30 protein-coding genes and 2 pseudogenes are annotated in these 26,678 nt (G+C 74.2%); 15 read left to right on the forward strand and 17 right to left on the reverse strand.

Annotated elements, in window-relative coordinates; genetic code table 11:
- Positions 1-40: 40 nt before the first annotated feature.
- Genes HOQ23_RS01345 through HOQ23_RS01355 form a run of 3 tightly spaced genes read left to right on the forward strand, consistent with a single transcriptional unit; the run spans position 41 to position 3,448 of the window.
- Positions 41-1,414, forward strand: a complete 1,374-nt coding sequence (locus HOQ23_RS01345) for a hypothetical protein (RefSeq protein ID WP_172211110.1) — start codon at positions 41-43, stop codon at positions 1,412-1,414.
- Positions 1,401-2,735 (forward strand): UDP-N-acetylmuramoyl-L-alanine--D-glutamate ligase, encoded by a 1,335-nt coding sequence (gene murD, locus HOQ23_RS01350; RefSeq protein WP_172211112.1) that lies wholly within the window; start codon positions 1,401-1,403, stop codon positions 2,733-2,735. The genes HOQ23_RS01345 and murD overlap by 14 nt, the downstream gene beginning before the upstream one ends.
- A gap of 8 nt (positions 2,736-2,743) precedes the next feature.
- Entirely contained in the window at positions 2,744-3,448 is a 705-nt protein-coding gene (locus HOQ23_RS01355; protein WP_172211115.1) for a hypothetical protein, read from the forward strand.
- On the opposite strand, the gene HOQ23_RS01360 is transcribed toward HOQ23_RS01355, so the two are convergent.
- Both HOQ23_RS01360 and HOQ23_RS01365 read right to left on the reverse strand, forming a co-directional pair.
- On the reverse strand, positions 3,405-4,433 hold the full coding sequence (locus HOQ23_RS01360) for a 6-phosphofructokinase (protein ID WP_172211117.1): 1,029 nt from the start codon (positions 4,431-4,433) through the stop codon (positions 3,405-3,407). The genes HOQ23_RS01355 and HOQ23_RS01360 overlap by 44 nt on opposite strands.
- A gap of 92 nt (positions 4,434-4,525) precedes the next feature.
- The gene (locus tag HOQ23_RS01365; protein ID WP_172211119.1) at positions 4,526-5,191 is read right to left on the reverse strand and encodes a hypothetical protein; all 666 of its coding nucleotides are present in this window, start codon (positions 5,189-5,191) and stop codon (positions 4,526-4,528) included.
- Positions 5,192-5,257: 66 nt separating this feature from the next.
- On the opposite strand from HOQ23_RS01365, the gene HOQ23_RS01370 reads away from it, so the two are divergent.
- Positions 5,258-6,070 carry a DUF1028 domain-containing protein gene (locus tag HOQ23_RS01370; protein WP_172211121.1) on the forward strand — a complete coding sequence of 271 codons (813 nt, stop codon included), beginning with the start codon at positions 5,258-5,260 and terminating at the stop codon, positions 6,068-6,070.
- Between the two features lie 38 nt (positions 6,071-6,108).
- Positions 6,109-7,584 carry a glycerol kinase GlpK gene (glpK, locus tag HOQ23_RS01375; protein ID WP_172211123.1) on the forward strand — a complete coding sequence of 492 codons (1,476 nt, stop codon included), beginning with the start codon at positions 6,109-6,111 and terminating at the stop codon, positions 7,582-7,584.
- Here glpK and HOQ23_RS01380 read toward each other — a convergent pair.
- The gene (locus HOQ23_RS01380) at positions 7,581-8,114 is read right to left on the reverse strand and encodes a MarR family winged helix-turn-helix transcriptional regulator (protein WP_172211125.1); all 534 of its coding nucleotides are present in this window, start codon (positions 8,112-8,114) and stop codon (positions 7,581-7,583) included. The genes glpK and HOQ23_RS01380 overlap by 4 nt on opposite strands.
- Before the next feature lie 134 nt (positions 8,115-8,248).
- Here HOQ23_RS01380 and HOQ23_RS01385 point away from each other — a divergent pair, with 134 nt between their 5' ends.
- The 5 genes from HOQ23_RS01385 to HOQ23_RS01405 all read left to right on the forward strand — a co-directional run bounded on the left by HOQ23_RS01385 (position 8,249) and on the right by HOQ23_RS01405 (position 12,401).
- The gene (locus HOQ23_RS01385) at positions 8,249-9,040 is read left to right on the forward strand and encodes an SDR family NAD(P)-dependent oxidoreductase (RefSeq protein ID WP_172211127.1); all 792 of its coding nucleotides are present in this window, start codon (positions 8,249-8,251) and stop codon (positions 9,038-9,040) included.
- An 83-nt stretch (positions 9,041-9,123) separates the two neighbouring features.
- Positions 9,124-9,975 carry a sigma-70 family RNA polymerase sigma factor gene (locus tag HOQ23_RS01390; RefSeq protein WP_172211129.1) on the forward strand — a complete coding sequence of 284 codons (852 nt, stop codon included), beginning with the start codon at positions 9,124-9,126 and terminating at the stop codon, positions 9,973-9,975.
- A 77-nt stretch (positions 9,976-10,052) separates the two neighbouring features.
- Entirely contained in the window at positions 10,053-10,289 is a 237-nt protein-coding gene (locus HOQ23_RS01395) for a DUF1059 domain-containing protein (RefSeq protein WP_172211131.1), read from the forward strand.
- A gap of 286 nt (positions 10,290-10,575) precedes the next feature.
- Positions 10,576-10,977, forward strand: a complete 402-nt coding sequence (locus HOQ23_RS01400; protein WP_172211133.1) for a GNAT family N-acetyltransferase — start codon at positions 10,576-10,578, stop codon at positions 10,975-10,977.
- A 167-nt stretch (positions 10,978-11,144) separates the two neighbouring features.
- Entirely contained in the window at positions 11,145-12,401 is a 1,257-nt protein-coding gene (locus HOQ23_RS01405) for an HNH endonuclease signature motif containing protein (RefSeq protein WP_172211135.1), read from the forward strand.
- Here HOQ23_RS01405 and bla read toward each other — a convergent pair.
- On the reverse strand, positions 12,385-13,407 hold the full coding sequence (gene bla, locus HOQ23_RS01410; protein ID WP_172211137.1) for a class A beta-lactamase: 1,023 nt from the start codon (positions 13,405-13,407) through the stop codon (positions 12,385-12,387). The two genes, HOQ23_RS01405 and bla, sit on opposite strands and share 17 nt — an antisense overlap.
- 403 nt (positions 13,408-13,810) lie before the next feature.
- On the opposite strand from bla, the pseudogene HOQ23_RS20650 reads away from it, so the two are divergent.
- A pseudogene (locus HOQ23_RS20650) lies at positions 13,811-14,071 on the forward strand (histidine kinase); the annotation flags it as partial.
- Positions 14,072-14,248: 177 nt separating this feature from the next.
- Positions 14,249-14,613 (forward strand): annotated as a pseudogene (locus HOQ23_RS01420) (response regulator transcription factor); the annotation flags it as partial.
- A gap of 23 nt (positions 14,614-14,636) precedes the next feature.
- Here the strand turns inward: HOQ23_RS01420 and HOQ23_RS01425 are convergent.
- Complete coding sequence (locus HOQ23_RS01425; protein ID WP_172211139.1) at positions 14,637-15,515, reverse strand: alpha/beta fold hydrolase; 879 nt, start codon at positions 15,513-15,515, stop codon at positions 14,637-14,639.
- A gap of 494 nt (positions 15,516-16,009) precedes the next feature.
- On the opposite strand from HOQ23_RS01425, the gene HOQ23_RS01430 reads away from it, so the two are divergent.
- Positions 16,010-16,174 (forward strand): YfeC-like transcriptional regulator, encoded by a 165-nt coding sequence (locus HOQ23_RS01430; RefSeq protein ID WP_172211141.1) that lies wholly within the window; start codon positions 16,010-16,012, stop codon positions 16,172-16,174.
- A 33-nt stretch (positions 16,175-16,207) separates the two neighbouring features.
- On the opposite strand, the gene HOQ23_RS01435 is transcribed toward HOQ23_RS01430, so the two are convergent.
- From HOQ23_RS01435 to HOQ23_RS01465, 7 genes are all read right to left on the reverse strand, one after another.
- Entirely contained in the window at positions 16,208-16,429 is a 222-nt protein-coding gene (locus HOQ23_RS01435) for a hypothetical protein (protein ID WP_172211144.1), read from the reverse strand.
- Entirely contained in the window at positions 16,422-17,039 is a 618-nt protein-coding gene (locus tag HOQ23_RS01440) for a GyrI-like domain-containing protein (RefSeq protein ID WP_172211147.1), read from the reverse strand. The genes HOQ23_RS01435 and HOQ23_RS01440 overlap by 8 nt, the downstream gene beginning before the upstream one ends.
- Before the next feature lie 22 nt (positions 17,040-17,061).
- Positions 17,062-17,964, reverse strand: a complete 903-nt coding sequence (locus tag HOQ23_RS01445; protein WP_172211149.1) for a hypothetical protein — start codon at positions 17,962-17,964, stop codon at positions 17,062-17,064.
- Complete coding sequence (locus HOQ23_RS01450; protein WP_253945079.1) at positions 17,957-18,595, reverse strand: response regulator transcription factor; 639 nt, start codon at positions 18,593-18,595, stop codon at positions 17,957-17,959. The genes HOQ23_RS01445 and HOQ23_RS01450 overlap by 8 nt, the downstream gene beginning before the upstream one ends.
- An 82-nt stretch (positions 18,596-18,677) precedes the next feature.
- Complete coding sequence (locus tag HOQ23_RS01455; RefSeq protein ID WP_172211153.1) at positions 18,678-19,220, reverse strand: flavin reductase family protein; 543 nt, start codon at positions 19,218-19,220, stop codon at positions 18,678-18,680.
- Positions 19,217-20,362 carry a MacS family sensor histidine kinase gene (locus tag HOQ23_RS01460; protein ID WP_216653499.1) on the reverse strand — a complete coding sequence of 382 codons (1,146 nt, stop codon included), beginning with the start codon at positions 20,360-20,362 and terminating at the stop codon, positions 19,217-19,219. Before HOQ23_RS01460 ends, HOQ23_RS01455 begins: the two co-directional genes overlap by 4 nt.
- Positions 20,359-21,096: a lysophospholipid acyltransferase family protein gene (locus tag HOQ23_RS01465; RefSeq protein ID WP_172211157.1), complete on the reverse strand. Its 738-nt coding sequence runs from the start codon at positions 21,094-21,096 to the stop codon at positions 20,359-20,361. Before HOQ23_RS01465 ends, HOQ23_RS01460 begins: the two co-directional genes overlap by 4 nt.
- A 57-nt stretch (positions 21,097-21,153) precedes the next feature.
- On the opposite strand from HOQ23_RS01465, the gene HOQ23_RS01470 reads away from it, so the two are divergent.
- Together HOQ23_RS01470 and HOQ23_RS01475 are read left to right on the forward strand one after the other, a co-directional pair.
- Positions 21,154-21,924, forward strand: coding sequence for a carboxylesterase (locus HOQ23_RS01470; RefSeq protein ID WP_172211159.1), 771 nt, complete (start codon positions 21,154-21,156; stop codon positions 21,922-21,924).
- 32 nt (positions 21,925-21,956) lie between these two features.
- Positions 21,957-22,352 carry a hypothetical protein gene (locus HOQ23_RS01475; RefSeq protein ID WP_172211161.1) on the forward strand — a complete coding sequence of 132 codons (396 nt, stop codon included), beginning with the start codon at positions 21,957-21,959 and terminating at the stop codon, positions 22,350-22,352.
- A gap of 42 nt (positions 22,353-22,394) precedes the next feature.
- On the opposite strand, the gene HOQ23_RS01480 is transcribed toward HOQ23_RS01475, so the two are convergent.
- From HOQ23_RS01480 to HOQ23_RS01500, 5 genes are read right to left on the reverse strand one after another with little or no spacing between them, the layout of a single operon-like run.
- Positions 22,395-23,354 (reverse strand): ROK family protein, encoded by a 960-nt coding sequence (locus HOQ23_RS01480; protein ID WP_172211163.1) that lies wholly within the window; start codon positions 23,352-23,354, stop codon positions 22,395-22,397.
- A gap of 16 nt (positions 23,355-23,370) precedes the next feature.
- Positions 23,371-24,312, reverse strand: coding sequence for an ROK family glucokinase (locus HOQ23_RS01485; protein ID WP_172211165.1), 942 nt, complete (start codon positions 24,310-24,312; stop codon positions 23,371-23,373).
- Entirely contained in the window at positions 24,309-24,830 is a 522-nt protein-coding gene (locus HOQ23_RS21390; protein ID WP_172211167.1) for a hypothetical protein, read from the reverse strand. Before HOQ23_RS21390 ends, HOQ23_RS01485 begins: the two co-directional genes overlap by 4 nt.
- Positions 24,827-26,080, reverse strand: coding sequence for an ArsA family ATPase (locus HOQ23_RS20660; protein ID WP_172211169.1), 1,254 nt, complete (start codon positions 26,078-26,080; stop codon positions 24,827-24,829). Before HOQ23_RS20660 ends, HOQ23_RS21390 begins: the two co-directional genes overlap by 4 nt.
- 55 nt (positions 26,081-26,135) lie before the next feature.
- Positions 26,136-26,576, reverse strand: a complete 441-nt coding sequence (locus HOQ23_RS01500; protein ID WP_172211171.1) for an SRPBCC family protein — start codon at positions 26,574-26,576, stop codon at positions 26,136-26,138.
- Between the last annotated feature and the right edge of the window lie 102 nt (positions 26,577-26,678).

Genomic DNA, 26,678 nt, shown 5'->3' on the forward strand with positions numbered 1-26,678 from the left:
CGCCCGCCCGGCGCCGTGGCCACGCTCCTATGATCGGGAGGTGTCCCGCCTGCTCGACGTCCCCCGCTCAGAGCTCGTCCTGACCCATGAGGAGCCCGTCGTCAGCGACGACGGCGCCCGGGTCGAGCTGCACTGGACCCTCGCCGGTGGCGGCGCCCGCCAGCGCTTCACCGAGGTCGTCGAGCTGCCCGAGGTCGCCGACCCCCGGCCCGTGGACGCGGACTTCGCGCTCGTCGTCCGGCTGCTGTCGCTGGCCGCCGGGCTGAGCTACTACAAGGCGGCCGTCCCGGCGCGCGTCGACACCACGCCGCTCGGCGCCGGCCCGCAGGAGCAGGCGTTCCTCGCCACCGTGACCCGCAACGGGCTCGGCGAGTTCGCCTACCGCAACGACCTGCCCGAGGCGCTGCGCCCCGAGGTCACCGGCACCGGCACCGACGCGGTGGCCACCGGCTCCGCCGCCCGGCCCACGGAGACCCGCCCGGGCGCGCGGGTGCTCGCCGCGGTCGGCGGCGGCAAGGACTCGATCGTCACGCTCGAGGCGCTGCGCGCCGCCGGCTTCGACGTCGCTCTGTTCTCGGTCAACACCTACGCCCCGATCACCCGCACCGCCGAGGTGGCGGGCCTGCCGCTGCTCACCGCGCGCCGCACGATCGACCCCGGCCTCAAGGCGCTCAACGAGGCGGGTGCGTTCAACGGGCACGTCCCGGTCACCGCGATCAACTCGCTGATCGGCTGCCTGGTCGCGCTGCGCTCGGGCTTCGACAGCGTCGTGTTCAGCAACGAGCGCAGCTCGTCGTACGGCAACCTCACCTGGGCCGGCGTCGAGGTCAACCACCAGTGGTCCAAGGGCCTGGACTTCGAGCGGCTGCTGCGCGAGCGGCTCGCCGGGGTCCCGGTGGACTACGTCTCGTTCCTGCGCCCGCTCTCGGAGCTGGCGATCATGCGCCGCTTCGCCGCCCACACGGCGTACCACCGCGCGTTCACCAGCTGCAACCGCTCCTTCCACCTCGACCCCGCCAAGCGGACCGAGTGGTGCGGGCACTGCGACAAGTGCCGCTTCGTGTTCTTGTGCCTCGCGCCCTTCCTGCCCCGCGCCGAGCTGCTCGCGATCTACGGCGGCCGCGACCTGTTCGCGGACGCGCTGGACGACGCGACCCAGCGCGACGGCTTCCTGGACCTGCTCGGGACCGGGCCGGCCCACAAGCCGTTCGAGTGCGTCGGCGAGCCGGAGGAGTGCCAGGTCGCGGTGGAGCTGCTGCGCCGCCACCCGGAGTGGAAGGACCACCCGTTCCTGGCGCTGCCGGGCGTCCGCGAGGTCGTGGTGAGCCCCGAGCAGGAGGAGGACGCCTTCACCTTCTCCTCCCAGCACGAGCTGTCCCCCGCGCTGGAGCAGGCCGCCCGTGCGGTTCTCTGAGCTGCCCGCGACCGGCACCGTCGTCTGGGGCTACGGCCGCGAGGGCGCCGCGGTCGCCGCCGAGCTGGCCCGCCGCGGCCTGGACGCCACCATCGCGCTGCCCGACGCCGGGACCGCCCCCGCCGACGCCCCGCTGCCGGTGCGCCTCGGCGCCGCCGCCACCGAGGCGCTGCGCGCCGCCCGCGCCGTCGTGGTCTCCCCCGGCGTCCCCGCCACCGCGGACCTCCAGGTCGAGCTGCGCGAGGCCGGGGTGCCGCTCACCGGGCTGACCGACCTGTGGCTCGGCGACCACGCCGGCCTCACCATCGGCGTCACCGGCACCAAGGGGAAGTCCACCACCGCCTCGCTCGTCGCCCACGTGTGCCGCGCGGTCGGCCTGCGCAGTGCGGTCCTCGGCAACGTCGGCACCCCGGTGCTCTCAGCCGACCCTGCGCAGCTCGACGTGGTCGCGCTCGAGGTCTCCAGCTACCAGGCCCGCACCGTGACCACCTCGCCGCGGGTCGTGGTGCTGACCTCGCTGTACGCCGAGCACCTGCCCTGGCACGGCGGCTACGCGCAGTACGTCCACGACAAGCTGAACCTCCTCGCCCACGGCCCCGAGCACGTCGTCGCCGCGCCGGGCACGCCGTACGACGAGGCCGCGGCGCGCCTGGACGGGCGCACCGTGCTGCACCGCCCGGACGCCGAGCACGTGCACGTCGACCAGGCAGACGGCTCCGGTGACCTGGTGTGGCCCGGGGTCGGGCGCCTGCGCGCCGAGGAGCTCCCGCTGCCGGGCCGCCACAACGCCGCCAACTGCGCCCTCGCACTGCGCGCCGTCGACGTGGCCGGGCTGCTCGCCGACGACGACGCGCGGCGCACCGCGCTCGCCTCGCTGCGCGACTTCGCCCCACTCGCCCACCGCCTCGAGCCGGTCGCCTCCACCGACGGGCGGGCCTGGTACGACGACAGCCTGGCCACCGCACCGGAGGCGGTCGTCGCGGCGCTGGAGGTCTGGCCCGACGAGCCGCTCGTGCTGCTCTTCGGCGGCGCCGACCGCGGCCTCGAGCTGGACCCGCTGGTGACCTACCTGGGCGCGCGCGCCACGCCGGTCACCGTGCACGCCTTCGGCGCGGCCGGGACCCGCCTCGCGGCCGCACTGCCCGACGACGGCCCGCATGCGGCCCATCTCGCCGCCGGGTTCGCCGACGCGGTGCGCGCCGTGCTCGCCTCGGACGACCCCGCCCGCCGGGTGCTGTTCTCCCCCGGCGCCCCCAGCTTCGACGAGTACGCCGACTACCGCGACCGCGCCGCCGCGCTGCGCGCCCTGCTCGGGTCCTGAGTCCGACCGTGCCCGCCCGGACCTGGTACGACGGGGAGCCGGTCGACCTCGACGAGCGCGGCTGGACCCGGCTGGTGCCGACCTTCCTCGGGATGGGCTTCCGCCTCGCGGTGCCGGACCCCGCGGCGCTGGCCCGCGCGGAGGACGGGGCCCGCGCGGTGGCCGCACTGGCCGGCGCCGACCCGGACGCGCGCCCCTGGGAGCACCTGCGCACCGCGTGGGCCGGGCCCGTCGACGTGCTGGGCGGCTGGGAGCGGCACCTGGTGAACGGCCTGGGTCGTCCCTGGACCCGGGTCGTCCCCGCCGGCCCCGGCAGCCCGGCCTCCGGGCCGCAGGTCCTGGAGGAGCGGGTGTCGCCGTGGCCCTGGCCGGCCGGCTCCCCGACCGCCGGGCTGCCGATGATCTCGCGGCTCGAGGCGGCCACCGTCCACGAGGACGGGGTCCTGCTGCTGCGCACCGACGCCGCGGGCGTGCTGCGGACCTCCTCGGCCGGCACGCCGTACCTGCTCCTCGACGGGCGCTGGGTGCGTCCGGTGGGCGGGCCGTGGACCGGCTGGGCGGTCGAGCGCGAGGACGCCCGCACCGGCGCCGAGGCCGTCGGGATCGGTCCCGACGAGCTCGACGCCGCGACGGTGCTGTTCGCCGTGGGCGGGCACGGCGAGGTCAGCGTCAGCCGAAGAAGACCTCCGCCTCGGCGTACTCCTCAGGAGTGACGACCTTGAGCTCGCCGGTCGCCTCGATCAGCGGGATGCGCACCATGTCGGTGCCGCGCAGGGCGACCATCACGCCGAACTCGCCGTCGGCGACCGCGTCGATGGCGTGCAGGCCGCAGCGGGTGGCCAGCCAGCGGTCGAACGCGGACGGGGTGCCGCCGCGCTGCACGTGACCGAGGACCACCGCGCGGGCCTCCTTGCCGGTGCGCTGCTCGATCTCCTGGGCGATCCGGTCGCCGATGCCGCCGAGGCGCACGTGCCCGAAGGCGTCGACCTCGCCGGACTGCAGCGTCATGTCGCCGCCCTCGACCGGCACCGCGCCCTCGGAGACCACGATGATCGGGGCGTACTCGGAGGTGAAGCGGGTCTCGACGTGGGCGCAGACCTTCTCGATGTCGAAGGGCTGCTCGGGGATCAGCACGACGCTGGCGCCGCCGGCGATGCCGGAGTGCAGCGCGATCCAGCCCGCGTGGCGGCCCATCACCTCCACGACCAGGGCGCGGTGGTGGGACTCCGCGGTGGTGTGCAGCCGGTCGATGGCCTCGACGGCGATGTTGACGGCGGTGTCGAAGCCGAAGGTGAAGTCGGTGCCGGAGAGGTCGTTGTCGATGGTCTTGGGCACGCCGACGACGTTGACGCCCAGGTCGGCGAGCTTGGTGGCGACGCCGAGGGTGTCCTCGCCGCCGATCGCGACCAGCGCGTCGACGCCGTGCGCGGCCAGGTTGTCCTTGATCCGCTCGACGCCGCCCTCGATGGCGAACGGGTTGGTGCGCGAGGAGCCCAGGATCGTGCCGCCGCGGGGCAGGATGCCGCGGCACTGCTCGATGCCGAGCTCCATCGTCAGCCCCTCCAGGGGACCCTTCCAGCCGTCGCGGTAGCCCACGAACTCGAAGCCGTGCTCGCGCACGCCCTTGCGGACGACGGCACGGATGACGGCGTTCAGGCCGGGGCAGTCCCCGCCTCCGGTGAGCACTCCGACGCGCATGGATCCTCCTGGTTCGACCGTGGATGTTCCACCAACGACCCTAGCGACGACGCCCGTGCCGCGGCCAGCGCGGGCGCTGGCCAGTGGGTCGCTCAGGTGAGCAGCGCGAACAGGGGCACGCCTGCCACCAGCGCACCGGCCAGGCCGCACGCCACCAGCTTCCCCCAGCCTCCGGCGGTGCTGCCGTTGGTCGGCAGCCGGTCGGCCCAGCGCGGGTCGTGGGCGGCGGCGGCGAGGTCCGCACTGGTCACCCGGTCGTCGAGGACGCCGACCTCCGGGCGCTCCGGGTGCAGGGCCACCACGAGCGGGGCGCCGCGGTGCTGGAGCGCGGGCAGGACCGGCGCGAGGAGGGCGACGCGCCGCGGCGGGCCGTCGCCGACGACCGTGACGGGCAGCACCAGTCCCTCCCCCGCCTGGCGGCCGCCGAGGACCGAGAAGTGCGGACGGCCGCGCGAGATCCGGTGCGTCAGCACGCGACCCGGCACGGAGACCGTCGAGACGGTGCCGGTGACGATCTCCTGGGACCCGATGACCACCTGTTCCCAGAAGCGGAAGGTGTCGAGGTACAGCGACGCGAACATCACGTTGCTCGCCAGGACCACGACGACGATCGCGGCGACAGGGAAGGCGATCACGGAGCCGGTGCCGACGTCGAGGGGCCGGGCGATGGTCGCCGCCAAGGGGCCGAAGACCAGGCCGACGCTCAGCCCCATGACGAAGGTGTAGAGGCGGGTTCGGCGCGCGACGTCGTTGAGCACGGCTCACCGTAGCGGCGGCGGCACGCCGATCGCCGGGGAACACGCGGGCCTGTCTAACCTTCAGCCATGACGTTCTCGATCGTGGCCCGCTCCGACGACGGCGAGTCCTGGGGCGTCGCCGTCGCCTCGAAGTTCCTTGCCGTGGGATCGGCCGTGCCGGCCGCTGTCGCGCAGGTGGGCGCGATCGCGACCCAGGCCGACGCCAACGTCGCCTACAAGGGCCTTGCGCTGTCCCACCTCGACGAGGGCGCCACCGCCGAGATCGCGCTGGAGCGCCTGCTCGAGGAGGACGAGGGCCGCGAGCACCGCCAGGTCGGCATCGTCGACTCCGACGGCGGCGCGGCCAGCCACACCGGCCGTGGCTGCGTCACCTACGCGGGCCACACCACCGGCCCCGGCTACGCCATCCAGGGCAACTGCCTCGCCGGCCCGGAGGTCATCGAGGCTATGGAGCGCAGCTGGCTGGAGGGCTCCGACCTGCCGTTCGAGCGCCGCCTGCTGGCCGCCCTGGCCGCCGGCGACGCCGCTGGCGGCGACTGGCGCGGGCGTCAGTCGGCCGCGCTCCTCGTCGTACGCGACGAGGCGGGGTACGGCGGCAACGACGACATCGCCGTCGACCTGCGCGTCGACGACCACACCGCGCCGATCCCCGAGCTCGAGCGGCTGCTGGGCCTCAACGACCTCTACCTGACCGCCTCGAGCGAGGAGGACAAGGTCGCGGTCACCCCCGAGCTCGAGCAGACCCTCGAGGAGCACGCCCGCTCCGCCGGGCAGCCGGACTTCCGCACCTGGGTGGGCGTGGAGAACCTCGAGATGCGCGTCGCGCCCGACCTGTCCTGGGTTGACCGCCGGGTCCTGGAGATCGTCCGCGCCGGCTGAGCGCCCCGCGCAGGGTGCCCCTCGCTAGGGTGCGCCCCATGAGCGTTCTGGCCATCGACGCCGGCACCACCGGTGTGACAGCAGTCGTCGTCAGCCCCGAGGGGGCCGTCGAGGCCAGCGCGTCGCAGGAGTTCCGCCAGCACTTCCCGCGGCCCGGCTGGGTCGAGCACGCCCCCGAGGAGATCTGGCAGGCAACGCTCGAGGCGGTCCGCGAGGTGCTGACCCGCGTCGACCGCTCCACCCTGAGCAGCATCGGGATCACCAACCAGCGCGAGACGGTGCTGCTGTGGGACCGCGACACCCTCGGCTCGCCGCGGCGCGCGATCGTGTGGCAGGACCGGCGTACGGCGGACGTGTGCGTGCGGCTGCGCGAGGACGGGCACGAGGACCGGGTCCGCGAGCTGACCGGGCTGCGGCTGGACCCGTACTTCTCGGCCACCAAGCTGGCCTGGCTGGCCGAGCACGAGCCGCACACCTGGGCGCTGGTGGAGTCCGGCCGCTACGCGATCGGCACCGTCGACTCCTACCTGATCGCGCGGATGACCCGCGGCCTGCACCACGTCACCGACGTCTCGAACGCCAGCCGCACGCTGCTCATGGACCTGGAGACCGGCACCTGGAGCAAGGAGCTGTGCGGGCTGTTCGGCGTGCCCGACGACGCACTGCCCGAGCTCGTGCCCAGCTGGGGCGAGGTCGCGGTGAGCGACCCGCGCACCTTCGTCGACCTGGCGCTGCCGATCGCCGGCATCGCCGGGGACCAGCAGGCGGCGCTGTTCGGGCAGACCTGCTTCGACGTCGGCGACTCCAAGTGCACCTACGGCACCGGGTCCTTCATCCTCACCAACACCGGCACCACCCTCGAGCGCTCGGACGCCGGTCTGCTCTCCACCGCCGCGTGGCGCTCCCCCGACGGTGAGCTCACCTACGCCCTCGAGGGGTCGATCTTCGTCACCGGCGCCGCGGTGCAGTGGCTGCGCGACGGCCTCCAGCTGGTCGGGTCCGCGGCGGAGACCGCCGCGATCGCGGCCACCGTGCCGTCCTCGGACGGCGTGGTCTTCGTGCCCGCGCTCACCGGCCTGGGCGCCCCGCACTGGGACCCCCACGCCCGCGGCCTGATCGTCGGCATCACCCGCGGCACCACCCGCGCCCACCTGGTCCGCGCCACCCTGGAGGCGATCGCCTTCGAGGTCCGCGACGTCCTGGAGACGATGCCCGGGCGGCCCGCTGCGCTGCGCGTGGACGGCGGTGCGGCGGCCAACGACCTGCTCTGCCAGATCCAGGCCGACCAGGTCGGCGTCCCGGTCGAGCGGCCGCGGATGATCGAGACCACCGCCCTCGGTGCGGCGTTCCTGGCCGGTCTCGGCACCGGGGTGTGGTCCTCCACCGACGAGCTGCGTGAGACCTGGACGCTGGACCGCTCCTTCACCCCGGCCCGCCCTCGCGAGGACGCCGACGCCGACCACCGCCGCTGGCTGGCGGCCGTCGAGCGCTCCAAGGGGTGGGCGGAGCTCTAGCCGCCCGGCGCGCTCCGGTCCCCCGGCGTGCTCCGGGCGGCCCGCGCGGGCGGGCGCCAGCCCTCCTCGGAGCGGATCGCGGACGTGATGCGCCGGCTGATGTCGCCGAGCTGGCGGGCCTGGGCCCGGGTCAGCGGTCCGAGGACCAGCCGCTCGACCAGCTCGACGTGGCCGGGGGCCGCCTCGTCGACCTTCTGTGCGCCCGGGTCGGTCAGGGTCGCCAGGGTGTAGCGCCCGTCGGCGGGGTCGGGCGCGCGGCGTACCCAGTCCTTCGCCTCGAGGCGGGCCACCGCCCGGGACAGCCGGGACAGCGAGCTGTGGGAGTAGGCCGCGAGGGTGCTCATCCGCAGCGTGCGGTCGGGGGCCTCGCGGAGCGCGAAGAGCACGCCGTACTCGAAGTGGGTCAGGCCCGCGTCGCGCTGCAGCTGGGCGTCCAGCGCGGCCGGCAGCCACTCCAGGAGGGTCGCCAGCGCGGACCAGGTCTCGAGGTCCTCGTCGCCGAGGGCGGCGCGCTCGCGGTGGTCGGTCATGGGAGCAGCGTAGGCGATCCCACGGCTCCCCGGCGCCGTCGATGACTTGACCAGGCAAGTGACTCCTCCGTAACTTTCACTTGACCAGGCAAGTCATTCCGACCTGCGGCACGGTCCGAGGAGAGGGACGAGAGATGGATCTGCAGCTGGCCGGCACGAGGGCCTTCATCAGCGGTTCGACCCAGGGCATCGGCTACACGATCGCGGAGGGGCTGCTCGACGAGGGCGCACAGGTGGTGATCAACGGCCGCGACCGGGAGCGGCTCGATGCCGCGGTCCACCGGCTGCGGTCCGAGGTGCCCGGGGCGCAGGTCTCGGGCCTCGTCGCCGACTTCGCCGATCCCGCCCAGGTGCGCGACCTGCTCGCCGCGCTGGGCGAGGTCGACGTCCTGGTGAACAACGTCGGGCTCTTCGAGCTCCAGTCGTTCGAGGAGGTCACGGACGAGGAGTGGCAGCACTACCTCGAGGTGAACCTCATGAGCGGCGTCCGGCTCTCGCGCCACGTGCTGCGCGGCATGCTCGAGCGGGGCCGGGGCCGGATCGTCTTCGTCGGCACCGAGTCCGGCGTGAACATCCCGGGCGACATGGTGACCTACGGGGTCACCAAGGCCGCGAGCCTCGCCCTGGCCAACGGCCTGGCCAAGCTGACCCGAGGGACCGCGGTCACGGTGAACACGATCCTGGGCGGGCCGACCTGGTCCGACGGCGTCGCCGGCACGGTCCACGAGCTCGCGCAGGCCCAGGCGATGGCGCCGGAGGACCTGCGGGCGGCGATCATCGGCGGCAACCGGACCACCCTGCTGGAGCGCTTCATCGAGCCGGAGGAGATCGCCCACCTCGCGCTCTACCTGGCCAACCCGCTCTCGTCCGCCACGAACGGCGCCGCGCTGCGCGCCGACGGCGGGGTGCTGACGGGCATCATCTGAGCCGCGGGAGCCCTCACACCCGCCCCGGCCCGTTCGTCAGTCGGGTGACTGACAGCCACGAGTCGGGATGGAAGGGTGGCGCCGTGGACCAGACGGACCTGTTCGAGGCCGAGCGGCCGCGGCTGGTGGCGATCGCGAGCCGGGTGCTCGGCGACCACGCCGAGGCCGAGGACATCGTGCAGCAGGCGTGGCTGCGCCTGCACCGCACCGACACCGTGATCGAGAGCCTGCCGGCCTGGCTGACGACCGTGACCACCCGACTGTGCCTGGACCGGCTGCGCGTCCGCACCCCGGAACCTGTCGCCGAGGTCGAGCCCGCGGACGCCGCAGCCACCGCCGGCGACCCGGCCGACGACGTGGTGCGAGCCGACTCGGTCAGCCTCGCCCTGCAGGTCGTGCTCGACCGGCTCTCCCCCCGTGAGCGAGTCGCCTTCGTGCTGCACGACAGCTTCGGGTTCGAGTTCCCGACCATCGCGGCGGTGCTCGACACCACGCCGACCGCGGCGCGCAAGCTCGCCTCGCGGGCCCGCGCCAAGGTCACGCAGCCACGCACCGAGGACCGGCTCGCGAACTGGCAGGTGGTTGACGCGTTCATGGCCGCGGCCAAGGCCGGCGACTTCGAGAGGCTGCTGCGCTTGCTCGCGCCCGACGCGACGGTGGGCGCCGACGACGCCGCGGTCCTGGCCGGCACCCCGCAGCGGATGGTCGGACGCGAGGAGGTGGCGACGTTCTTCAACGGCAGCGCCACCGCGGCGCTCCCGGTCTTCGTGGGCGAGCGCCCCGGCACCGCGTGGTTCCACCGCGGCGCCGCGAAGGTCGTCTTCGACTTCGCCGTCGAGGACGGGCTGGTGCGCGCCATCACCTTCCGCGCGGCGCCCGAGGTGCTGGCGCAGGTCGTCCGCCGCGACGGCGACGGGGCACGGGACCAGACCTGAGCTCCCGGTCCGGTCACACCCGGTCGCCGCGGTTCGTCATCAGCACAGGCAACCCACTTCATCCATCGGGAGACGACATGAAGACGATGACCTGCCGGGACCTCGGCGGACCCTGCGACCTCGCCCACCGCGGCGAGAGCGCCGACGACGTGATCAACGCCCAGGACCGCCACCTCAAGGAGGCAGAGAAGGCCGGCGACGCCACCCACCAGGAGGCGCGCGACGCGATGAAGGGCCGCTGGCGGCACCCGAAGAAGTCGCTCGGCTGGTACCGCGACACCCAGCGCGCGTTTGCCGCGCTGCCGGAGGACTGAGCGAGCCGCTCCCCCGCCCCGCCCTGTAACGCGGGGTTATTGACGCTTCACACGTGGTGTACGACGGCGGAGGCGTCGACAACCCTGAGGAGGGCGTGCCCGGGCGACGGATGCCCGAGCGTCCCCTCGAGGTCCCGCCCACACCGGTGCGACGACCGATCCCGCCAGACCGCGTCCTCCTTCGGCCGTTCCAGCCTCAGGACGCTCAAGGTCGAGCACGGTGCGGCAACGACCCGGACATCATTCGGGTGTTCTGGGGTCTCCTCCGTTCTCGCAGCCAGTTGCGATGCCGATCAAAGAAGCCGAAGCGTGGCTCCAGCACGTGGGCACCGACGAAAGCCCGCTCCACTGGGCCACCGAAGTCGAAGGCACCTTCATCGGGACGGCGCGTCTGCACAGCGCGGATGAGCTCGACCAGCGAGCGCAATACGCAGTCGGAATCCTCGACCGCAAGCGACTCGGCATCGGGCTGGGCGAAGAGGTCACGCGTGCCGTCATCCGCTATGGGTTCCAGGACGTGGGCCTTCATCGCATCGGATTGCGAGTCCTCGCGTACAACGTGCGCGCCACCGCCTGCTACTCGAGGTGCGGCTTTGTCGAGCAAGGCCGGGAGCGTGAGTCAGCGCTTGTGGGCGACACCTGGCACGACGACGTGATCATGGGCGTCCTGGCTCAAGACGCATCCTGACCTCGACATCTCCGCATGTCTGACCGCGAGCACTGCACCGCAAGCCCAGCCGCAGCGTTCTCCACAGATTCACTCTTTACCTTCTGGGCTATTTCGAACACTTTCGAACACCGGTAGAATCGGCCTCACGAAACCGAATCTTCCACCAGTCCTCTCGGGAGGCGACGATGGCCGACACGGCTCATCCCTACCTCGCCGACGTGGGGTGCGCGGAAGCGTTCCTCGACAAGATCGCCGACCGGGACCCGACCTTTCTTTCGGTGCCCGAGAAGCGTCAGGCGTTGCGGATGACGGCCCACCTGGCCTCGCGCGCGCAGGCGATGCACGCGCGGGTGATCGCGTGCGCCGATGACGTGGCCGACGCGGACGGGTGTCGCGACGTGGCCGCGTGGGTGGCGCACCGCACCCACACCTCAGGGGCGGCCGCGCGGCGGTTGCAGCGGCTCGGGGTGGCGTGCGAGCTGCGTTGGCACCGCGTCGGCACAGCACTCGCCGGTGGGCACGTGAGCGTCGACCAGGGCCACGTGATGGTCGCGGCGCTCGACGACCTCACTGATGCGTTCGACCTCGTCGAGGCGAGCGCGGAGGAGTGGTCGGCGATGCTGGCCCGCGCCGAGACCTACCTCGTCGAGCAGGCCGCCGACTTCGGGCCGCGTGAGCTGGGCCGTCTGGCCGAGCGGCTGATGGAGGTCGTCGCTCCCGAGTGGGCGGAGAAGGTCGAGGAGGAGCAGCTGCGCGCCGCGGAACGCCGCGCCCGGCGGCGTACGACGCTGGGCGTGCGGCACCTCGGCGACGGCTCCGCGATCATCCGCGCCCAGGTGCCGGAGAGCATCGCGCTGCGGCTCACCACGATGCTGGAGTCGTTCACCAACCCCCGCCGAGCGGATGAGCCGGCGGCGGACGGGCGGCGGGTGCCCTACGAGCGTCGGTTGGGCGAGGCGTTCTGCTCGTTGTTGGAGGCCGTCGATCCGTCCCGACTGCCGCTGCACGGCGGCGACGCCACCACTCTCGTGATCACGATGGACCTGACGGCCCTCGTCGACGGGCTGGGTTCAGCCACACTCGCCGACGGCTCACGTATCACCGCCGGCGAGGCGCGGCGGCTGGCCTGCACCGCCCAACTCGTCCCGGCAGTCCTCGGCACCAAGTCGGTCCCGCTCGACCTCGGCCACGCGAATCGCCTCTTCAGTCCCGGTCAGAGAAAAGCCCTCGCTATTCGCGACAAGGAATGCCGCGCAGACGGGTGCACGATTCCCTCGACCTGGTGCGAGGCACATCATCTGAATCCGTGGTCAGCAGGTGGAAAGACCGATCTCGACAATGGAATCCTGCTCTGCAACCATCACCATCATCTGATCCACGACGAGCGTTATCTGCACCAACGGATGCCGAACGGTGATATCCGATTCAGTCGGCGGACGTAGGGACCAGATTCCGCAGCGCCACCCGGGCCGCCTCGGCGACCAGCGCGTCGTCGTACTCGGCATCGGGCGTGCTCCGGTCGGAGAAGACCGCCATCACGACCGGGTCACGCCCCGGCACCTCGACCACGGCGATGTCGTTGCGGGTGCCGTACGCCGCGGCGCCGGACTTGTCGGCCACCCGCCACCCGTCCGGGACGCCGGCCGCGACCAGCGTCTCGCCGGTGGCGTTGCCGCTCATCCAGTCCAGCAGGGTGCGTCGCGCGTCGGGCGACAGCGCCGGCCCCACGGCGTACGCCTGGAGCACCTGGGCGAACGCGCGCGGCGTGGTGGTGTCGCGCCGGTCCCCCGGCGAGGTGTCGTTGAGCGCGGTCTCGCGCCGGGACACGACCGTGACGTCGTCGCCGAGTGCCCGCAAGGCCCGCTGGAACCCGGCGGGGCCGCCGAGCTCGTCGAGGAGCAGGTTGGCGGCCGTGTTGTCGCTCTCCCGGACGGCCGCCTCGGCGATGCGCCGCAGCGACAGGCCGGACCCCACGTGCTGCTCGGTCACCGGCGAGTGCGCGACGAGGTCGCCGGCGTCGTAGCGGACCACCTCCTCCCAGCGCCCCGGGTCGGTGTCCGCCAGGAGGGCGGCCGCGGACAGCGCCTTGTGCGTCGAGGCGTAGCCGAAACGCTCGTCGGCGCGGTGCGCCAGCGTCGCGCCGGTGCCGGTGTCGATCGCGAAGACGCCGAGCCGGGCGTCGTACCGCTCCTCGAGGGCCACGAAGGCGTCCCCGGGATCGACGTCCGCCGAGCCGCTCGGCTCCGGAGCCGTGGGAGTCGCCGCAGCCGTCGGGGTCGGCGGGCTCGGGGCGCCTGCGGGCTCCTCGGAGCCGCCCGTCGCGCAGGCCGTGGGGGCCAGGACGAGCAGCGCGGCCACGGCGGCCAGGCCCGCCGGCCGGGTGTGGGCGGTACGGCGCACAGGCGTGTCGGGGGTGCGGGACGACGGGGAGGGACGGTCGGGACGCATCGGCGCATCATCGCCCACCGTGGCCCCTGACATCTGTCACGGGTGGGTCGTGACAAGCAGGCGAGGTGTCCGGGGTGCGGCGCGGCCACGGTGGTGCCATGACCCTCACCGCGCCCCCGCCACCCGCCTCCACGCAGACGCCCCCGATCCGCGCCGGGCGGTCGGCTACCTTTCGGCTCTGACCGCGCTCGGCGTGGTCATGGTCGCCTGCCTCGGCGAGCCGGGGCTGAGCTTCACGGTCTTCCTCGGGGTCTCGGTCGTCATGGTCCTGCCGCTGCGGTTCGCGGGCCCGGCCGTGGCCGTCCTCGCGCTCGTCGTCCTGTCCCTGGGCAGTGTCGAGGCGTGGGGAACCCAGGTCGGGATCACGTTCGGGATCGTGGCCGCCTCGGTCGGCATCTTCGGCATGCGCGCGGTGATCAGCCGCAACCTGGAGCTGCTCCTGGTCCACGAGGAGAACGGCCGGCTCGCCGTCGAGAACGAGCGGATCCGACTGGCGCGCGACCTCCACGACATCCTCGGGCACTCCCTGACCGTGGTGACGGTCAAGGCGGAGCTGGCCCAGCGGCTGCTGGACGTCGACCTCGACCGCGCCCGCGCGGAGCTGGTCGACCTGGAGCGGCTCAGCCGCGACGCGCTGGGCGACGTACGCCACGCGGTGGCGGGCTACCGCGAGCTCACGCTGCCCGGCGAGCTGACCCGCGCCCGCGTCGCGCTGGAGGCGGCGGGGATCCGGGCGGTGCTCCCCCGGGCCGCCGACGAGGTGCCCTCCGAGCTGCGCGAGCTGTTCGCGTGGACGGTTCGCGAGGGCGTCACCAACGTCATCCGGCACTCCGGCGCCCGCGTGACGACCTTCGGGCGGCCGGGCTACCTGCGACGTGCCCTGCAGGCCGGCGCCGCGGGCTCGTCGTCAAGGACACCCCGGCAGCGCAGCTCGCCGACGCCGTACGCCGCGTGCACGCCGGCCTGCGCGTGGTGGACCCCGGGCTGGCCACCGACAGCCTGGTCGCGGGCGACTCGCCCCTGACCGCCCGGGAGACCGATGTGCTGCGGGCCTCGCGTGACGGCGCCCCGGTCGCGCGCATCGCCGCGCGCCTCTTCCTCTCCGAGGGCACCGTGCGCAACCACCTCTCCGCGGCCATCGGCAAGACCGGCGCCACCAACCGCGCGGAGGCCGTGATCACCGCCGAGGGGAACGGCTGGCTGTAGGTCGGCACCGGATCACCGCATGCTCACCGCGGGCGGGTGAGCGCGTGCAGCATCTCCGCCCAGTGCCGCAGCGGGACCAGGTGCCCCTCCCCCTCGAGGAGCACCAGCTCGGCGTCGGGCAGGTGCGCGGCGAGCCACTCGCCGTTGGCCGGCGGCGCCATCTGGTCGCGGTCGCCGTACCAGAGGTGGACCGGGCAGCCCACGTCCTCGAGCCGGATCCCCCACGGCCCCACGAAGGCGACGTTGTCCCAGGCGATGGCCATCGTCCCCTGGCGCAGGGCCTCGCGGAACGACACGAGGAGCGCCCGGCGCGCATCCGCGTCGGCGACCACCTCCGGGTCGCTGGTCCCCCACATCCAGTCGATCCACGGCGCGTCCGGGTCCTCGCGGACCGACATCATCGCGTCGAGCAGCTCGGCGTTCCCGGTGCGGAACTGCTCGGCCGCCCGGACCGGGTCCGCCGGGAGGAAGGAGAGGGCCCGTCGGTCGTTGTCGTCGAGCGCATCGAGCGCGCGCGGCATCTGCTGCACCGGGGCCAGGCCGCCCGAGACGCCGACCCTGGTCACCCGATCACCCAGCACCGCGGCGGCGGCCAGGGCGAACGGTCCCCCGCCCGACCAGCCCAGGACGGCGACCTCGGACAGCCCGAGCCGGTCGGCGATCGCCTCGACGTCGTGGGCGACCAGGCGCAGCGTGGTCGGCGCCGGGTCGGACCGGCCGTAACCGGGCCGGTCGAAGCCGATCACCCGTACGCCCGTCCGCGCGCCGACCGCCGCGCCCGGATCGGCCTCCACGCGCGATCCTGGCGTGCCGTGGAGGTGCACCACGGGGACGCCGTCCGGGTCGCCGCCGTCGCGCACCATGACGCACCGGCCGGCGACGGAGACCTCGAGGTCGGGCATGGCGGGAGGCTACTCGAGTCCGCCCACGTCCTCGGCCGGCGTGCACCTGGGCGGGGAGCCACGGTCGGGCCGGCCGGCATCTCCACCTCGCGCTCCTGGTCAGCGATCGCCTCGAGGGTTGAGTCGAGACTCCCGACCGGTTGAGTCGAGACTCCCGGACAACGCAAGGCCCTCGCGCTCCGTGACCGGGAGTGCCGCGCGGACGGCTGCACGATCCCCTCCACGTGGTGCGAGGCACATCATCTGAGGCCGTGATCAGCCGGCGGGAGGACCGACCTCGCGAACGCGCTGCTCCTCTGCTTCCACCACCACCATCTGATCGACGACGACCGCTACCTGCACCAACGCATGCCGAACGGCGACCTCCGCTTCGCCAGGCGGACGTAGATGCCTGATGGCCGCTAGCCGGGTAGCCGAGGTGGCACAGACCCACGTGGCGGATCTACGCCCTGAACGTCCTCCCCGCGATCATCGCCGCGTCTACGGTGGCGCGCATGACCGAGACAGTCACGCCCCAACAGCTGGCAGCCGAGCTGGGCGTCAGTCCCAGGACGATCCGCAAGTGGCTACGGGACCAGGGCTGGCAGAGCGTGCCCTACACGCGATGGCAGCTGGCACCTGAGCGAGCCGCCGAGGTCCGCGCACGCTTCCGCGACTGACGGGGACGACAGGACCAGCGCCAGAGACGCACGCTAGGCATCCTGCGGCGGCCACCACACCTCCGGGATCGGGAGCGCCCACCAGCTGTCGGTGCGCGCGACGACGGGGGCGTCGGGGCCCTGGTCGAGGAGGCGTGCGAGGCGGAAGAGGTGGGCGGCGATGTCGGGCAGCCACGGCCCGTCCTCGTCCCAGCGCACCTGGTCGAGCACCCACCGCCAGGCCGCCTGCGCGGACCCGGCGTACGCCTCAGGCATCCTCGACCGGCTGGCGCAGGATGGTGCGGAGCCGGGACGGCTCGACGCGACGGGCGTCGCTCAGGTAGATCTCGTGGTGCCGCCCGCGCATCCGCAGGCCGGCGTCGGGGATGAAGCGCTCGTGGATCTCGGCGAGCACGGCGGCCTCGGCGTCGTAGGGGCCGACGTGCAGGGTCTGGACGCACCGGCCTTCCTCGAGGGTCTCCAGGCGCAGCCGGTCGAGCGCGGGCGAGGCGCCGTCCTTGGCGGCGGCGCGGGTGACGGCGGCCGCCACCAGGTCGGGCGTGATCCAGTCGGGCGTCATGATCATCGCCGTCCAGTCCCACTGCGACTTGTCGCGCCCGGAGGTGAACAGCGCCATGTCGGCGGCCCACCACAGCGCCTCCAGCGGCGGGACGACGTAGTCCCGGTCCAGCTCGCCCCTGCTGGCGGCCCGGACGGCGTAGGCCACGGGGAAGAGTGCGGCGATCGCGTCGGCGTACTCCCCCGCGGTGTTGGGGTCGCCGTGGCCGTCGACCATGAGGTACTGCATCGGTGGCACCTCCACGAGGCGCAGCTCGCCGACCCGCGCGCGATAGGCGTCCAGCGTCCGCTTGAAGTCCGTCCTCATCGTGCGCCTCCCGGTCCTCGGTTCAGCCCTGCAGCTTCTCGAGCGCGGCCGCGGCCTCGTCGCGGGTACGGCGGGCGGCGGTGAGGCCGGCCTCGGCGGCGTCGCGGACCTGCTCGGCGTCGCTGAGCTCGTCGTCGACCTCCTCGGCCGCGGACTCCAGCTCGGCCAGGCGCCGGCGCAGCTCGTCCATCTCGGCCTGCAGCTGCAGCGACCTGGCCTCCAGGTCGCTGACCTCCGCGGCGGTGACGTCCCGGTCGTGCTCGGCGTCCTGCACCGCGTCCTCGGCGGCGGCGAGGGCGTCCTCGGCCGCGGCGCGCGCCTTGGCGTCCGCCTCCGGGTCCGGTACGACGTGCAGGCCCGGGCGGGCCTCGGGCGCGGCCTCCTCCGCGGGGCGCGGGCTCGCGGTGAACCCCAGGGCGCCCGGGAGCGCGACCGACTCGGCGAGGTCGACGGGGTCGACGCCGGTGGCCGCGAGCGGGGCGACCAGCAGGCCGCTGCGCACCGCGCGGGCGCAGTCCTCGTCGAGCATCGCGGCGGTCAGGGTGGCCTCGACCTGCTCGGCGACCGCCTCGGTGACCCGCTGGCCGCGCTCGCGGGCGACGGCGCGGGCCCGGGTGGTGACGGCCGCGGTGAGCTGGCGGCGCTGCTTGGTGAGCGCGCGCAGCTCCTCGCCGTCCATGGACGCCTGCGCCTCGCGGAGCGCGGCCCCGAGGGCGAGCACCTGCTCGACCTGCTCGGCCTCGCTGCGCACCAGCTGGTTGACCACCCACGCGGCGCTCGCGGGCTTGCGCAGCGCCTTCACCGGCGCCGCCTCGTCGGTGCCGCGCAGCTGCTTGGCCCGCGCGTCGCGGGCGGGGGTGAACTCCGCCAGCGCGAGCCCGTAGAGCTCGTCGGCGATGCCCAGCAGCTGCGCCTCGTCAGTCACCGTCGAGGCCCCGCTCGATCGCCCAGCGGGTGAGCTCGACGCGGTTGTGCATCTGCAGCTTGCGCAGGGTGTTCTGCACGTGGTTCTGCACGGTGCGGTGGGAGAGCACGAGGCGCTCGGCGATCTGCTTGTAGCTCATCCCCTTCGCGACCATCTTCAGCACCTCGGTCTCGCGCTCGGTCAGCTCGGGGTGCCCGGGGTCCTCGGGCCCGGCACCGGGGTCGGCCAGGCGACGGAACTCCCCCAGCACCAGCCCGGCCAGGCCGGCGGTGAACACGGTGTCGCCCGCGGCGACGCGGCGTACGGCGTCGATCAGCTCCTCACGGGAGGCCGACTTCACCAGGTAGCCGGTGGCGCCGGCCTTGACCGCCTCGAGCACGTCGCCCTGCTCGCCGGAGGCGGACAGGATCAGCACCCGGGCCGAGGGGTCGTGGCGCAGGACCTCCGCGGTGACCGCGACGCCGTTGGGCTCGGGGATCTGCAGGTCGAGCACCAGGACCTGGGGGCGGCAGGCGGGGAAGCGGGCGAGCGCCTGGCGGCCGTCGGCGGCCACGCCGACCACGTCGAACCCGGCCGCGGCCAGGTCGCGCTCCACCGCGTCGCGCCACATCGGGTGGTCGTCGACCACCATCACGCGCACCGGGGCCGGCTCCGCGGACGCCGGAGCGGCGGCCTCGGAAACGGCAGGGTCGGAGGCAGGGGCAGCGGGGGTCTCACGCATCGCCGACCGCCCGGTGGTAGCGCCCGCGGCGGTGCGCCAGCGCCTCGTGGTCCTCGCCGACGACGAGCTCCTCGACGGTGCAGGTCAGCAGGTCCGACCAGCCGACGGTGGCCACCGACTCCAGGCGTACGCCGGCCCACGTGGTCGCCGTCGCCAACCGCGGGCCCCAGGCGGTCTGCTCGAACTCCGCCTGCCGGAACACCCCGCCCGGCGCCGGAGCGGTCCCGGCGAACATGTCGGCCAGGCCGCGGTCGGGCCAGGAGAGCAGCTGGACGACGCAGCGCGCGCCGTCCTCGCCGGTCCCCGAGTCGCCCAGCGAGTCGCGCAGCGCGTCGGCCAGGTCGGAGTCGGGGTCCACCAGGGCGAGCAGGCGGGCGGGCTCACCGGCGGCGACCATCAGCGAGGTCACGGTCAGTCCCGCGCGGTCGGCACCGGAGCCGGTGGTCCACAGCGACACCGCGCCGCCGAGGCGTCCCCGCAGCCGCCGCACCCGGTCCTCCCCGGTGGGGAAGGGATGCGTGGAGTGGATCGTCATGGGCCGACCCTAGGGCCCCGCGGGACGACGACCTCCCACTCGGTGCCGAACGCGCCGGTGCTGAGCTCGGCGCTGCCGCCGAGGTCGGCCACCCGGCCGCAGATCGACTGGCTGACGCCGAGGCGTCCCTGGGCGACGGCCTGGTCCAGCCGGCCGGCGGGGATCCCGGGGCCCTCGTCGCGCACCGAGATCGCCACCCGGTCGCCGACGTCCTCGAGCAGCACCCAGGCGGGCGCGTCCGCGCCGACGTGGGTCCGCACGTTGTCCAGGCAGGCGCGCACGACCGCCACCAGCTCCTCGACGGCGTGCGCGGCCAGCTCGACCGGGGCGCCGGGGGTGGCGACGCTGACCCGGGAGGAGCCGAGCGCGGCCAGCGCGGTGGTGAGGTCGGCGATGCCGGTGCGGTCCTCGGGGCCCACCGCGTCCTGGGCCTGGATCAGGCGGCGCAGCGCGGCCTCCTGCTCGCCGGCGAGACGGCCCAGCTCGGCGCCCTCGCCGCCCAGCTCGGCGCCGCGGCGCTGCACGAGCGCCAGCACCTGGAGCACGCCGTCGTGGACGGCCCGGCCGAGGCGCACCCGCTCGGCCTCCGCGGCCGCCTCGCGCTGGGCGCGGTCGCGCTCGGCGGCCATCCGTCGCAGCGAGTCCGCCATGTAGCCCACCACCGGACCGCCGATGAGCAGCAGGAAGACGTTGCCATAGTTGCCCTGGCTGACCTCGGCGCGCACCAGCAGGTCGGTGCCGGCGAGCACCGCGCCCGCGAGCAGCCCGCCGCGCACGCCGTACCGCACCGCGAGCGCGAGCAGCGGACCGGCGACCCAGAAGCCCGGCACCGTGGCCTGGAACCCCTCGCCCTTGAGCAGCGGGGACGACACCAGGGCCGCGACCGCGACCGCGAGGTCGAGCCCGAGCAGCACCGGCGTGCGCCGGGCGGCGTCCGCACAGGCGTGCAGGACGTACGCCGTCCAGGCGCCGAGGAGCACCACGACCACGACGCCCGCGACCGGGCGCTGGAAGTTGTCGGCGTTCCAGAGGTTGACCGCGACCGTGTTGACCCAGAACACCACGCGCAGCACGGCGAGCGCGCGGAACAGCCGGTCCTCGACGGTCGGCGCCGGGCGGCGCCAACCGAGCGGGTCGATCAGGACGCCTTCTTCTGCTCGGCCGCGTGGCGGGCGGCGCGGGCCTGCTCCTTCGCCTGCTCCTTGGAGAGCTCCTTGGCCTGGGCGGCGTACATGTCGACGTACTCCTGGCCGGAGAGCCGCATGATCTCGTACATGATCTCGTCGGTGATCGAGCGCAGGATGTAGCGGTCGTTCTCCATGCCCTCGTAGCGCGAGAAGTCCAGCGGCTCGCCGAACTTCACCACCGGGCGGGTGAACCTGCCGAACTTCTTGCCGGGGGGCGCGACCACGTCGGTGCCGATCACGGCGACCGGGATCACCGGGGCGCCGGTCTCCAGCGCGAGGCGGGCCACGCCGGTCTTGCCGCGGTAGAGACGGCCGTCGTGGGAGCGGGTGCCCTCGGGGTAGATGCCGAAGAGGTGGCCCTCGCCGAGGATCCGCTTGGCCGCGCTGAGCGCGCCCTCCGCGGCACTGCCGCTCGCGCGGTCGATCGGGACCTGGCCGGAGCCGCCGAAGAACGCGCGCTGCAGGGCGCCCTTGATGCCGGTGCCGGTGAAGTACTCGGCCTTGGCCACGAAGGTCACCCGGCGCGGCAGCCGCAGCGGCATGAACAGCCAGTCGGCGTAGGACAGGTGGTTGCTGGCGAGGATCGCCGGGCCCTCGGAGGGCACGTTGTCGACGCCGTGCAGCTCAGGACGGAACACGACCTTGAGCACGGGGCCGAGAGCGACCCACTTGAGGAACCAGTACAACACGCGCAGCACCTTCCGAACACGACCCGGACAGCCGAACTCTAGACCTAGGATCCGCCCATGACGATCCACCCGCTCGCGGCCCCCCTCTCGGTCCCTGCCCGACCCGAGCTCACGGGCGGGCGCCGGGTGGGCGTGCTGCTCAGCCACGGGTTCACCGGCCAGCCCGCCTCGGTCAAGCCGTGGGGCGAGCACCTCGCCGCCCTGGGGTACGCCGTGGAGGTGCCGCGGCTGCCCGGCCACGGCACCACCTGGCAGGAGATGAACACCACCCGGTGGGAGGACTGGTACGGCGAGCTGGGCCGGGTCTTCGACGGGCTGTGCCTCGAGAACGACGCCGTCGTCGTGGGCGGGCTCTCCATGGGCGGGGCCCTCGCGCTGCGCCTGGCCGCCGACCACCCCGACCGGGTCGCCGGCGTCGTGGTGGTCAACCCGGCCGTGGCGACGCGCCGCCTCGACGTCAGGCTGCTGCCGGTGCTCCAGCACGTGCTGCCCTCGATGCCGGGCATCGTCGACGACATCCGCAAGCCCGGCGTGACCGAGCACGGCTACCCGCGCACCCCGCTGCGCGCCGCCCGCTCCATGTTCCGCGCCTGGCCCGAGCTGGTCGCGGCGCTGCCGCAGGTGACCGCACCGCTGCTCTACCTGCGCTCGCGCGTGGACCACGTCGTCGACGACCTGTCCGAGCCGCTGATCACCGAGCGGGTCTCCTCGAGCGAGGTGCGGGTGGTGCACCTCGAGGACAGCTTCCACGTCGCCACCCTCGACCACGACGCGCCGCGCATCTTCGCCGAGACCGCCGACCTGCTCGCCCGCGTGAGCGCCCGATAGCGCCCCCACCCCCACGGAACTAGGCTGGACGAGTGCAGCGTGGAAACGACGACGAGGTCTGGCGCGGCATCGTCGAGAACTACGGCGAGCGGCCGCAGCTCGACGACGCGCCCGCCCCCGTGGAGCCGGCCGAGCCGGAGCCCGAGCCGTTCGCGGCGTACGTCGTCGACCCGGACCCGGAGCCCGAGGAGGGCTTCGTGCCCCCGACTCCCCCGCCACTGCCCCGCCCCACCCGGGACCGGTTCGTGGCGTGGGCCGGCGTGTTCGGCTCCCCCGCGATCCTGCTGCTGTGCCTGCTGTTCGGCGTCTCGCTGCCGGGGATCGTGTCCTACCTGCTGGTCTCCGGCTTCGTGGGCGGGTTCGTCTACCTGGTCTGGCGGATGCCGCGGGAGCCACGCGACCCCTGGGACGACGGCGCCCGCGTCTGACCCCGGCCCTGCTGGCGCGCGTGACCGCGTGCTCAGGTGGGCTCAGGTGAGGTCGCGCAGGGTGGCGCGCGCGGCCAGGCGGGCGGCGCCGATCACGCCGGCCTCCGGGCCGAACCGGGCCCGCAGCAGTCTCGGTACGACGCGGTGGTGCGCCCCGACCAGGCTGCGCCGCAGCGCCGCGCGGGCCGGCTCCAGCAACAGCTCGTCCGCGGCCGAGACCCCACCCCCGACGACGACGGCCTCCGGGTCGAGCGCCGCGACCAGGTTGGCCACGCCGACGCCGAGCCAGTCCCCGACCGAGGCGAAGGCGGCCAGGGCCACCGGGTCGCCCTGCGCGGCCGCGGCGCTCACCATCGGCCCGGTGAGCCGGCCCGGGTCCCCGCCGCACGGCTCCTCGAGCAGGGTGGGCTCGTGACCGAGGCGGGCCCGGGCGTGGCGCACCAGCGCGTTGCCGCTGCAGTACTGCTCCCAGCACCCGCTGCCGCCGCACTCGCAGGCCAGCCCGCCGGGCACCACCTGCTGGTGGCCGAACTCCCCGGCCATCCCGTTGCGGCCGCGCAGCAGCCGGCGCCCGAGCACCACGGCGCCGCCGATCCCGGTGCCGAGGGTGATGACCAGCACGTCGGAGAACTCCCGCGCGGCGCCGTGCTCGACCTCCGCGTGGGCCGCGCAGTTGGCGTCGTTGTCCATGACGACGCTCGTCCCCCAGCGCTGCGCGAGGCGCGCGCGGACCGGGTCCTCGCGCCACGGCAGGTGCGGGGCGAACATCACCCGCTCCCCCGCCGGGTCCACGAACCCCGCCGCCGCCAGCCCGACACCGTCGATGCGCCGACCGTCGGCCACCTCCAGCACGGCCTCGGTGAGCGCCTGCTCGAGCACGGCGACCTCGACGCGCCGTCCAGGCGTCGTACGCCGTGCGGTGCGCAGCACCGACGCGTCGGCGTCGACCTCGGCCGCGAGGACCTTGGTGCCGCCCACGTCGACCCCGATGTGGAGCGCCATCGTCGCGGGTCCCGTCCTAGCGCCGCGCGAGGTCTGCGGCGCCGACCATGCCGGCCCGGTTGCCGAGCACGGCGCGGCGGATCTCCAGGCTCGGGCGGTACCCGCGGCCCGGGAGCTGGGCGTCGAACGCCTCGCGGGCCGGGTCCAGCAGCAGGTCGCCGGCCTCGCTGACCCCGCCGCCGATCACCACGACCGCGGGATCCAGGACGGCGGCCAGCGAGGCGATGCCCTCCCCGATCCAGCGGCCCAGCCCGGCGAGGCAGGCGCGGGCGAGCTCGTCGCCGGCCTGGGCGGCGCGGGTGACCAGCGGCCCGTCGATGCGCTCGGGGTCGCCGCCGGCGAGGTCCAGCAGGCCGGCGCCGCGCGCCGGGTCCTGCCGCACCGCGGCCCGGGCCTCGCGCACCAGTGCCGAGCCGCTGGCGTACTGCTCCAGGCAGCCGCGGTTGCCGCAGCCGCACGGCAGGCCGTCGGGCACGACGCGCAGGTGGCCGATCTCGGCACCGACGCCGAAGCCGCCGCGGTAGAGGGACCGGTCGAGCACCAGGCCGCCGCCGACACCCGTGCCGATGGTCAGCAGGAGCAGGTCGTCGACGTCCTGGCCGACGCCGAACCGGAACTCCCCCCACGCCGCGGCGTTGGCGTCGTTCTCGATGACGAAGGGCAGGTCGACGCGCTCCTCGAGCTCGTCGCGCAGGCTGACGTCGCGCCAGGCGATGTTGGGGGCGAAGTAGATCTTGGCCCGGTCCCGGTCGATGTAGCCGGCCGCGCCGACGCCGACCGCCGAGATGTCGTGGCGCGAGCCGAGCTCCTTGACCAGGCCGGTCACGGCGTCCTCGATGGCCTCCACGTCGGTCGCCGGCGACTCGACGCGCAGCTCCTCGAGCACGGTGCCGTCCTCGGCGACGACGCCCCCGGCGATCTTGGTGCCGCCGATGTCGATGCCGCAGGCGAGGCTCACTGCGCTCCTCCGCGGTCCGGCCCGCCGTCGGGATCCCCGAGGTCGTCGTCGAGGTCGATGTCGATGTGGTCGACCCCCGGACGCGGCGTGCGGGCGGCGTCGGGGACGGTGGTGGCGAGCAGGCCGGCGGCCGCCTTGGCCAGCGAGGAGACCGCGCTGGCCAGGTGGGTGCGGACCTCGGGGCTGGTCTGGCGCACCAGGTGCACCGCCCGGCAGACCGGGCACCAGGTGCACTCGGGGCCGCCCGTGTGACCGGCGTGCTCGGCGTGCTCGGTGTGCTCGCCCGGCTCACGGGGCTCACCGTGCTCCGGGTGGGTGTCCTCGGCGGACCCGGCAGACCCGGCGGCCTCGTGCCCGCCGGCCGGGTGGTCGCCGAACCCGTGCTCGCGAGCGAGGCCGGCGAGCGCGCCGAAGAGCTTCGCGGCCTCCTCGGTCACGCTGCCGATGCCGTCGGGGTGCTCCGCGGCGTCGGGGCGCGCGGGGTCCTGCTCGTGGGGTGCGTCGTGGGGGCCGGTCACGCCAGGTCCTCCGTGGGCTGGTCGGGCTGCTGGGCAGGATGTGGGGCGGGCTGCTGGTCGGTGTGGTGCGGGACGGACTCGCGTTCGCTGCTCTCGACGAAGCGGACCCGGAGGCCGCCGTCGGCGACGCGCGCGCCGGCGACCCGCATCCGGGCGAGGCCCGAGGGCAGGGTCAGCAGCCGACGATACGACCCCACCGTCACGACCAGCTCCTCGCCGTTGCGCGCGAGGTCCACGTCACCGCGCTGGGCCAGCGGCAGCGCGAGCCGCAGCTCGGCCCCGCTCTCGGTGCGGCGCAGGGCGAAGGGCCCGTCCCCGGAGGGCGCGGCGAGTGGGTCGGCGCCGTCGTACACCTCGCGGGCGAGGGCGGTGAGCGCCGCGACGCCCAGCGGCTCGGCGTCGCGGTAGATCGAGCGCCACACCGGCAGCCCGGCGAAGGACTCCTCCACCTGCGCCAGCACCCGGGCCTGGGCCTGCACCCAGCCGGCGCGCCAGTCGTCGGCCCCCTCGGCGGGGAAGACCCGGTTGGCGAGCACCCCGTCGACGGTGTAGCCGAACAGCGAGAGGTGGGTCCAGGTACGCCGCGACTCGGCCAGCACCATCGCCTCGGGGGTGAGCACCAGCCGCACGCTCGCGCCCGGGCCGGTGAGCAGCGCGTGCACCTCGGCGAGCTCGGCGTGCAGCCGCTCGACCGCGTCGAAGACGTCCCCGCCCGGCATCGGGACCCCGACGGTGCGCTGGAGGACCGGGCGCAGCGTGCGCACCACGCGCCGCTCGACCGGCAGCACCCGCTGGATGTACCAGCCCAGGGCCTCCGGCAGCGCGAGCAGCCGCAGCGTCTCCGCGGTCGGGCCGCAGTCCACGACGATGACGTCCCACTCCCCCGAGCGGGCGCGCAGCCGCAGCTCCAGCAGCGCCAGCACCTCCTCGGCACCCGGCAGCACGGTGAGCTCCTCGGCCGCCACCCGGTCCACCCCGACCGCGTCCAGCACCTGGAGCAGGTAGCGCTGCACGTCGGCCCAGGACTGCTCGAAGCGCAGCTGCGCGTCGACCTGCTGGACCCACAGCCGCGGCGCGACCTCGACCGGGTCCGCGCCGACAGGGACGCCGTAGACGTCGGCCAGCGAGTGCGCGGCGTCGGTCGAGAGCACGAGCGTGCGGGCGCCGTCCGCGGCGGCGAGGGCGGCGGTACCGGCCGCGAGCGTGGACTTGCCGACGCCGCCCTTGCCGGTGAGGAGGAGGATGCGCACGGCAGCGGTGGCTCGGCGGGGTCGCGTCGTGGGCGGGGTCGCGTCGTGGGCGCGGTCAGCCCAGCGACTCGACGCGCTTCTTGAGGCCCTTGAGCGCGGTGTCGATGAGGATCTTCTCGCCCTTGCGCTTCAGCATGCCGATCAGCGGGATGGAGACGTCCAGGACCAGGCGGTAGGTCACCTCGGTGCGCCCGGAGCCCAGGTCGCGCAGCGTGTAGGCGCCGTCGAGGGCCTTGAGCATGTTCCCCTCGACCAGGGTCCAGGTGACCTCGTCGTAGCCGTCCCACTCGTAGGCGAGGGTGTACTCGTCCTTGATCGGGGCGACGTCGAGGACGAAGTGGACCCGCTTGGCCCAGCCGTCCTCGCCCGGCTCGACGACCTGGACCTCCTGCATCCCCTTGGCCCACTGGGGATAGGCCTCGAAGTCGCCGATGACCTCCATGACCTGGGCCGGAGCGGCCGCGATCACGATCGAGGAGGTGGTCTGCTCGGCCATCGGTTCCCCTTGAGGTCGGCGTGGGGTCGGATCGGGTGGGGCGCTCGGCAGCGTACCGGATGAAGGAGCGCCGGAACCCGGCGGTAACGTGCACGACATTGA

It is taken from the genome of Nocardioides sp. zg-DK7169 (assembly GCF_013155365.1).
GTDB lineage: Bacteria > Actinomycetota > Actinomycetes > Propionibacteriales > Nocardioidaceae > Nocardioides.

Excerpts from the sequence above, each read along its gene's own strand:
- HOQ23_RS01360 (WP_172211117.1), bottom strand. The coding sequence starts at position 4,433 with ATGCGCGTCGGAGTGCTCACCGGAGGCGGGGACTGCCCCGGCCTGAAC.
- HOQ23_RS01370 (WP_172211121.1), top strand. The coding sequence starts at position 5,258 with ATGACGTTCTCGATCGTGGCCCGCTCCGACGACGGCGAGTCCTGGGGC.
- glpK (WP_172211123.1), top strand. The coding sequence starts at position 6,109 with ATGAGCGTTCTGGCCATCGACGCCGGCACCACCGGTGTGACAGCAGTC.
- HOQ23_RS01380 (WP_172211125.1), bottom strand. The coding sequence starts at position 8,114 with ATGACCGACCACCGCGAGCGCGCCGCCCTCGGCGACGAGGACCTCGAG.
- HOQ23_RS01385 (WP_172211127.1), top strand. The coding sequence starts at position 8,249 with ATGGATCTGCAGCTGGCCGGCACGAGGGCCTTCATCAGCGGTTCGACC.
- HOQ23_RS01395 (WP_172211131.1), top strand. The coding sequence starts at position 10,053 with ATGAAGACGATGACCTGCCGGGACCTCGGCGGACCCTGCGACCTCGCC.
- HOQ23_RS01400 (WP_172211133.1), top strand. The coding sequence starts at position 10,576 with ATGCCGATCAAAGAAGCCGAAGCGTGGCTCCAGCACGTGGGCACCGAC.
- HOQ23_RS01405 (WP_172211135.1), top strand. The coding sequence starts at position 11,145 with ATGGCCGACACGGCTCATCCCTACCTCGCCGACGTGGGGTGCGCGGAA.
- bla (WP_172211137.1), bottom strand. The coding sequence starts at position 13,407 with ATGCGTCCCGACCGTCCCTCCCCGTCGTCCCGCACCCCCGACACGCCT.
- HOQ23_RS01425 (WP_172211139.1), bottom strand. The coding sequence starts at position 15,515 with ATGCCCGACCTCGAGGTCTCCGTCGCCGGCCGGTGCGTCATGGTGCGC.
- HOQ23_RS01430 (WP_172211141.1), top strand. The coding sequence starts at position 16,010 with ATGACCGAGACAGTCACGCCCCAACAGCTGGCAGCCGAGCTGGGCGTC.
- HOQ23_RS01435 (WP_172211144.1), bottom strand. The coding sequence starts at position 16,429 with ATGCCTGAGGCGTACGCCGGGTCCGCGCAGGCGGCCTGGCGGTGGGTG.
- HOQ23_RS01440 (WP_172211147.1), bottom strand. The coding sequence starts at position 17,039 with ATGAGGACGGACTTCAAGCGGACGCTGGACGCCTATCGCGCGCGGGTC.
- HOQ23_RS01450 (WP_253945079.1), bottom strand. The coding sequence starts at position 18,595 with ATGGTGGTCGACGACCACCCGATGTGGCGCGACGCGGTGGAGCGCGAC.
- HOQ23_RS01455 (WP_172211153.1), bottom strand. The coding sequence starts at position 19,220 with ATGACGATCCACTCCACGCATCCCTTCCCCACCGGGGAGGACCGGGTG.
- HOQ23_RS01470 (WP_172211159.1), top strand. The coding sequence starts at position 21,154 with ATGACGATCCACCCGCTCGCGGCCCCCCTCTCGGTCCCTGCCCGACCC.
- HOQ23_RS01480 (WP_172211163.1), bottom strand. The coding sequence starts at position 23,354 with ATGGCGCTCCACATCGGGGTCGACGTGGGCGGCACCAAGGTCCTCGCG.
- HOQ23_RS01500 (WP_172211171.1), bottom strand. The coding sequence starts at position 26,576 with ATGGCCGAGCAGACCACCTCCTCGATCGTGATCGCGGCCGCTCCGGCC.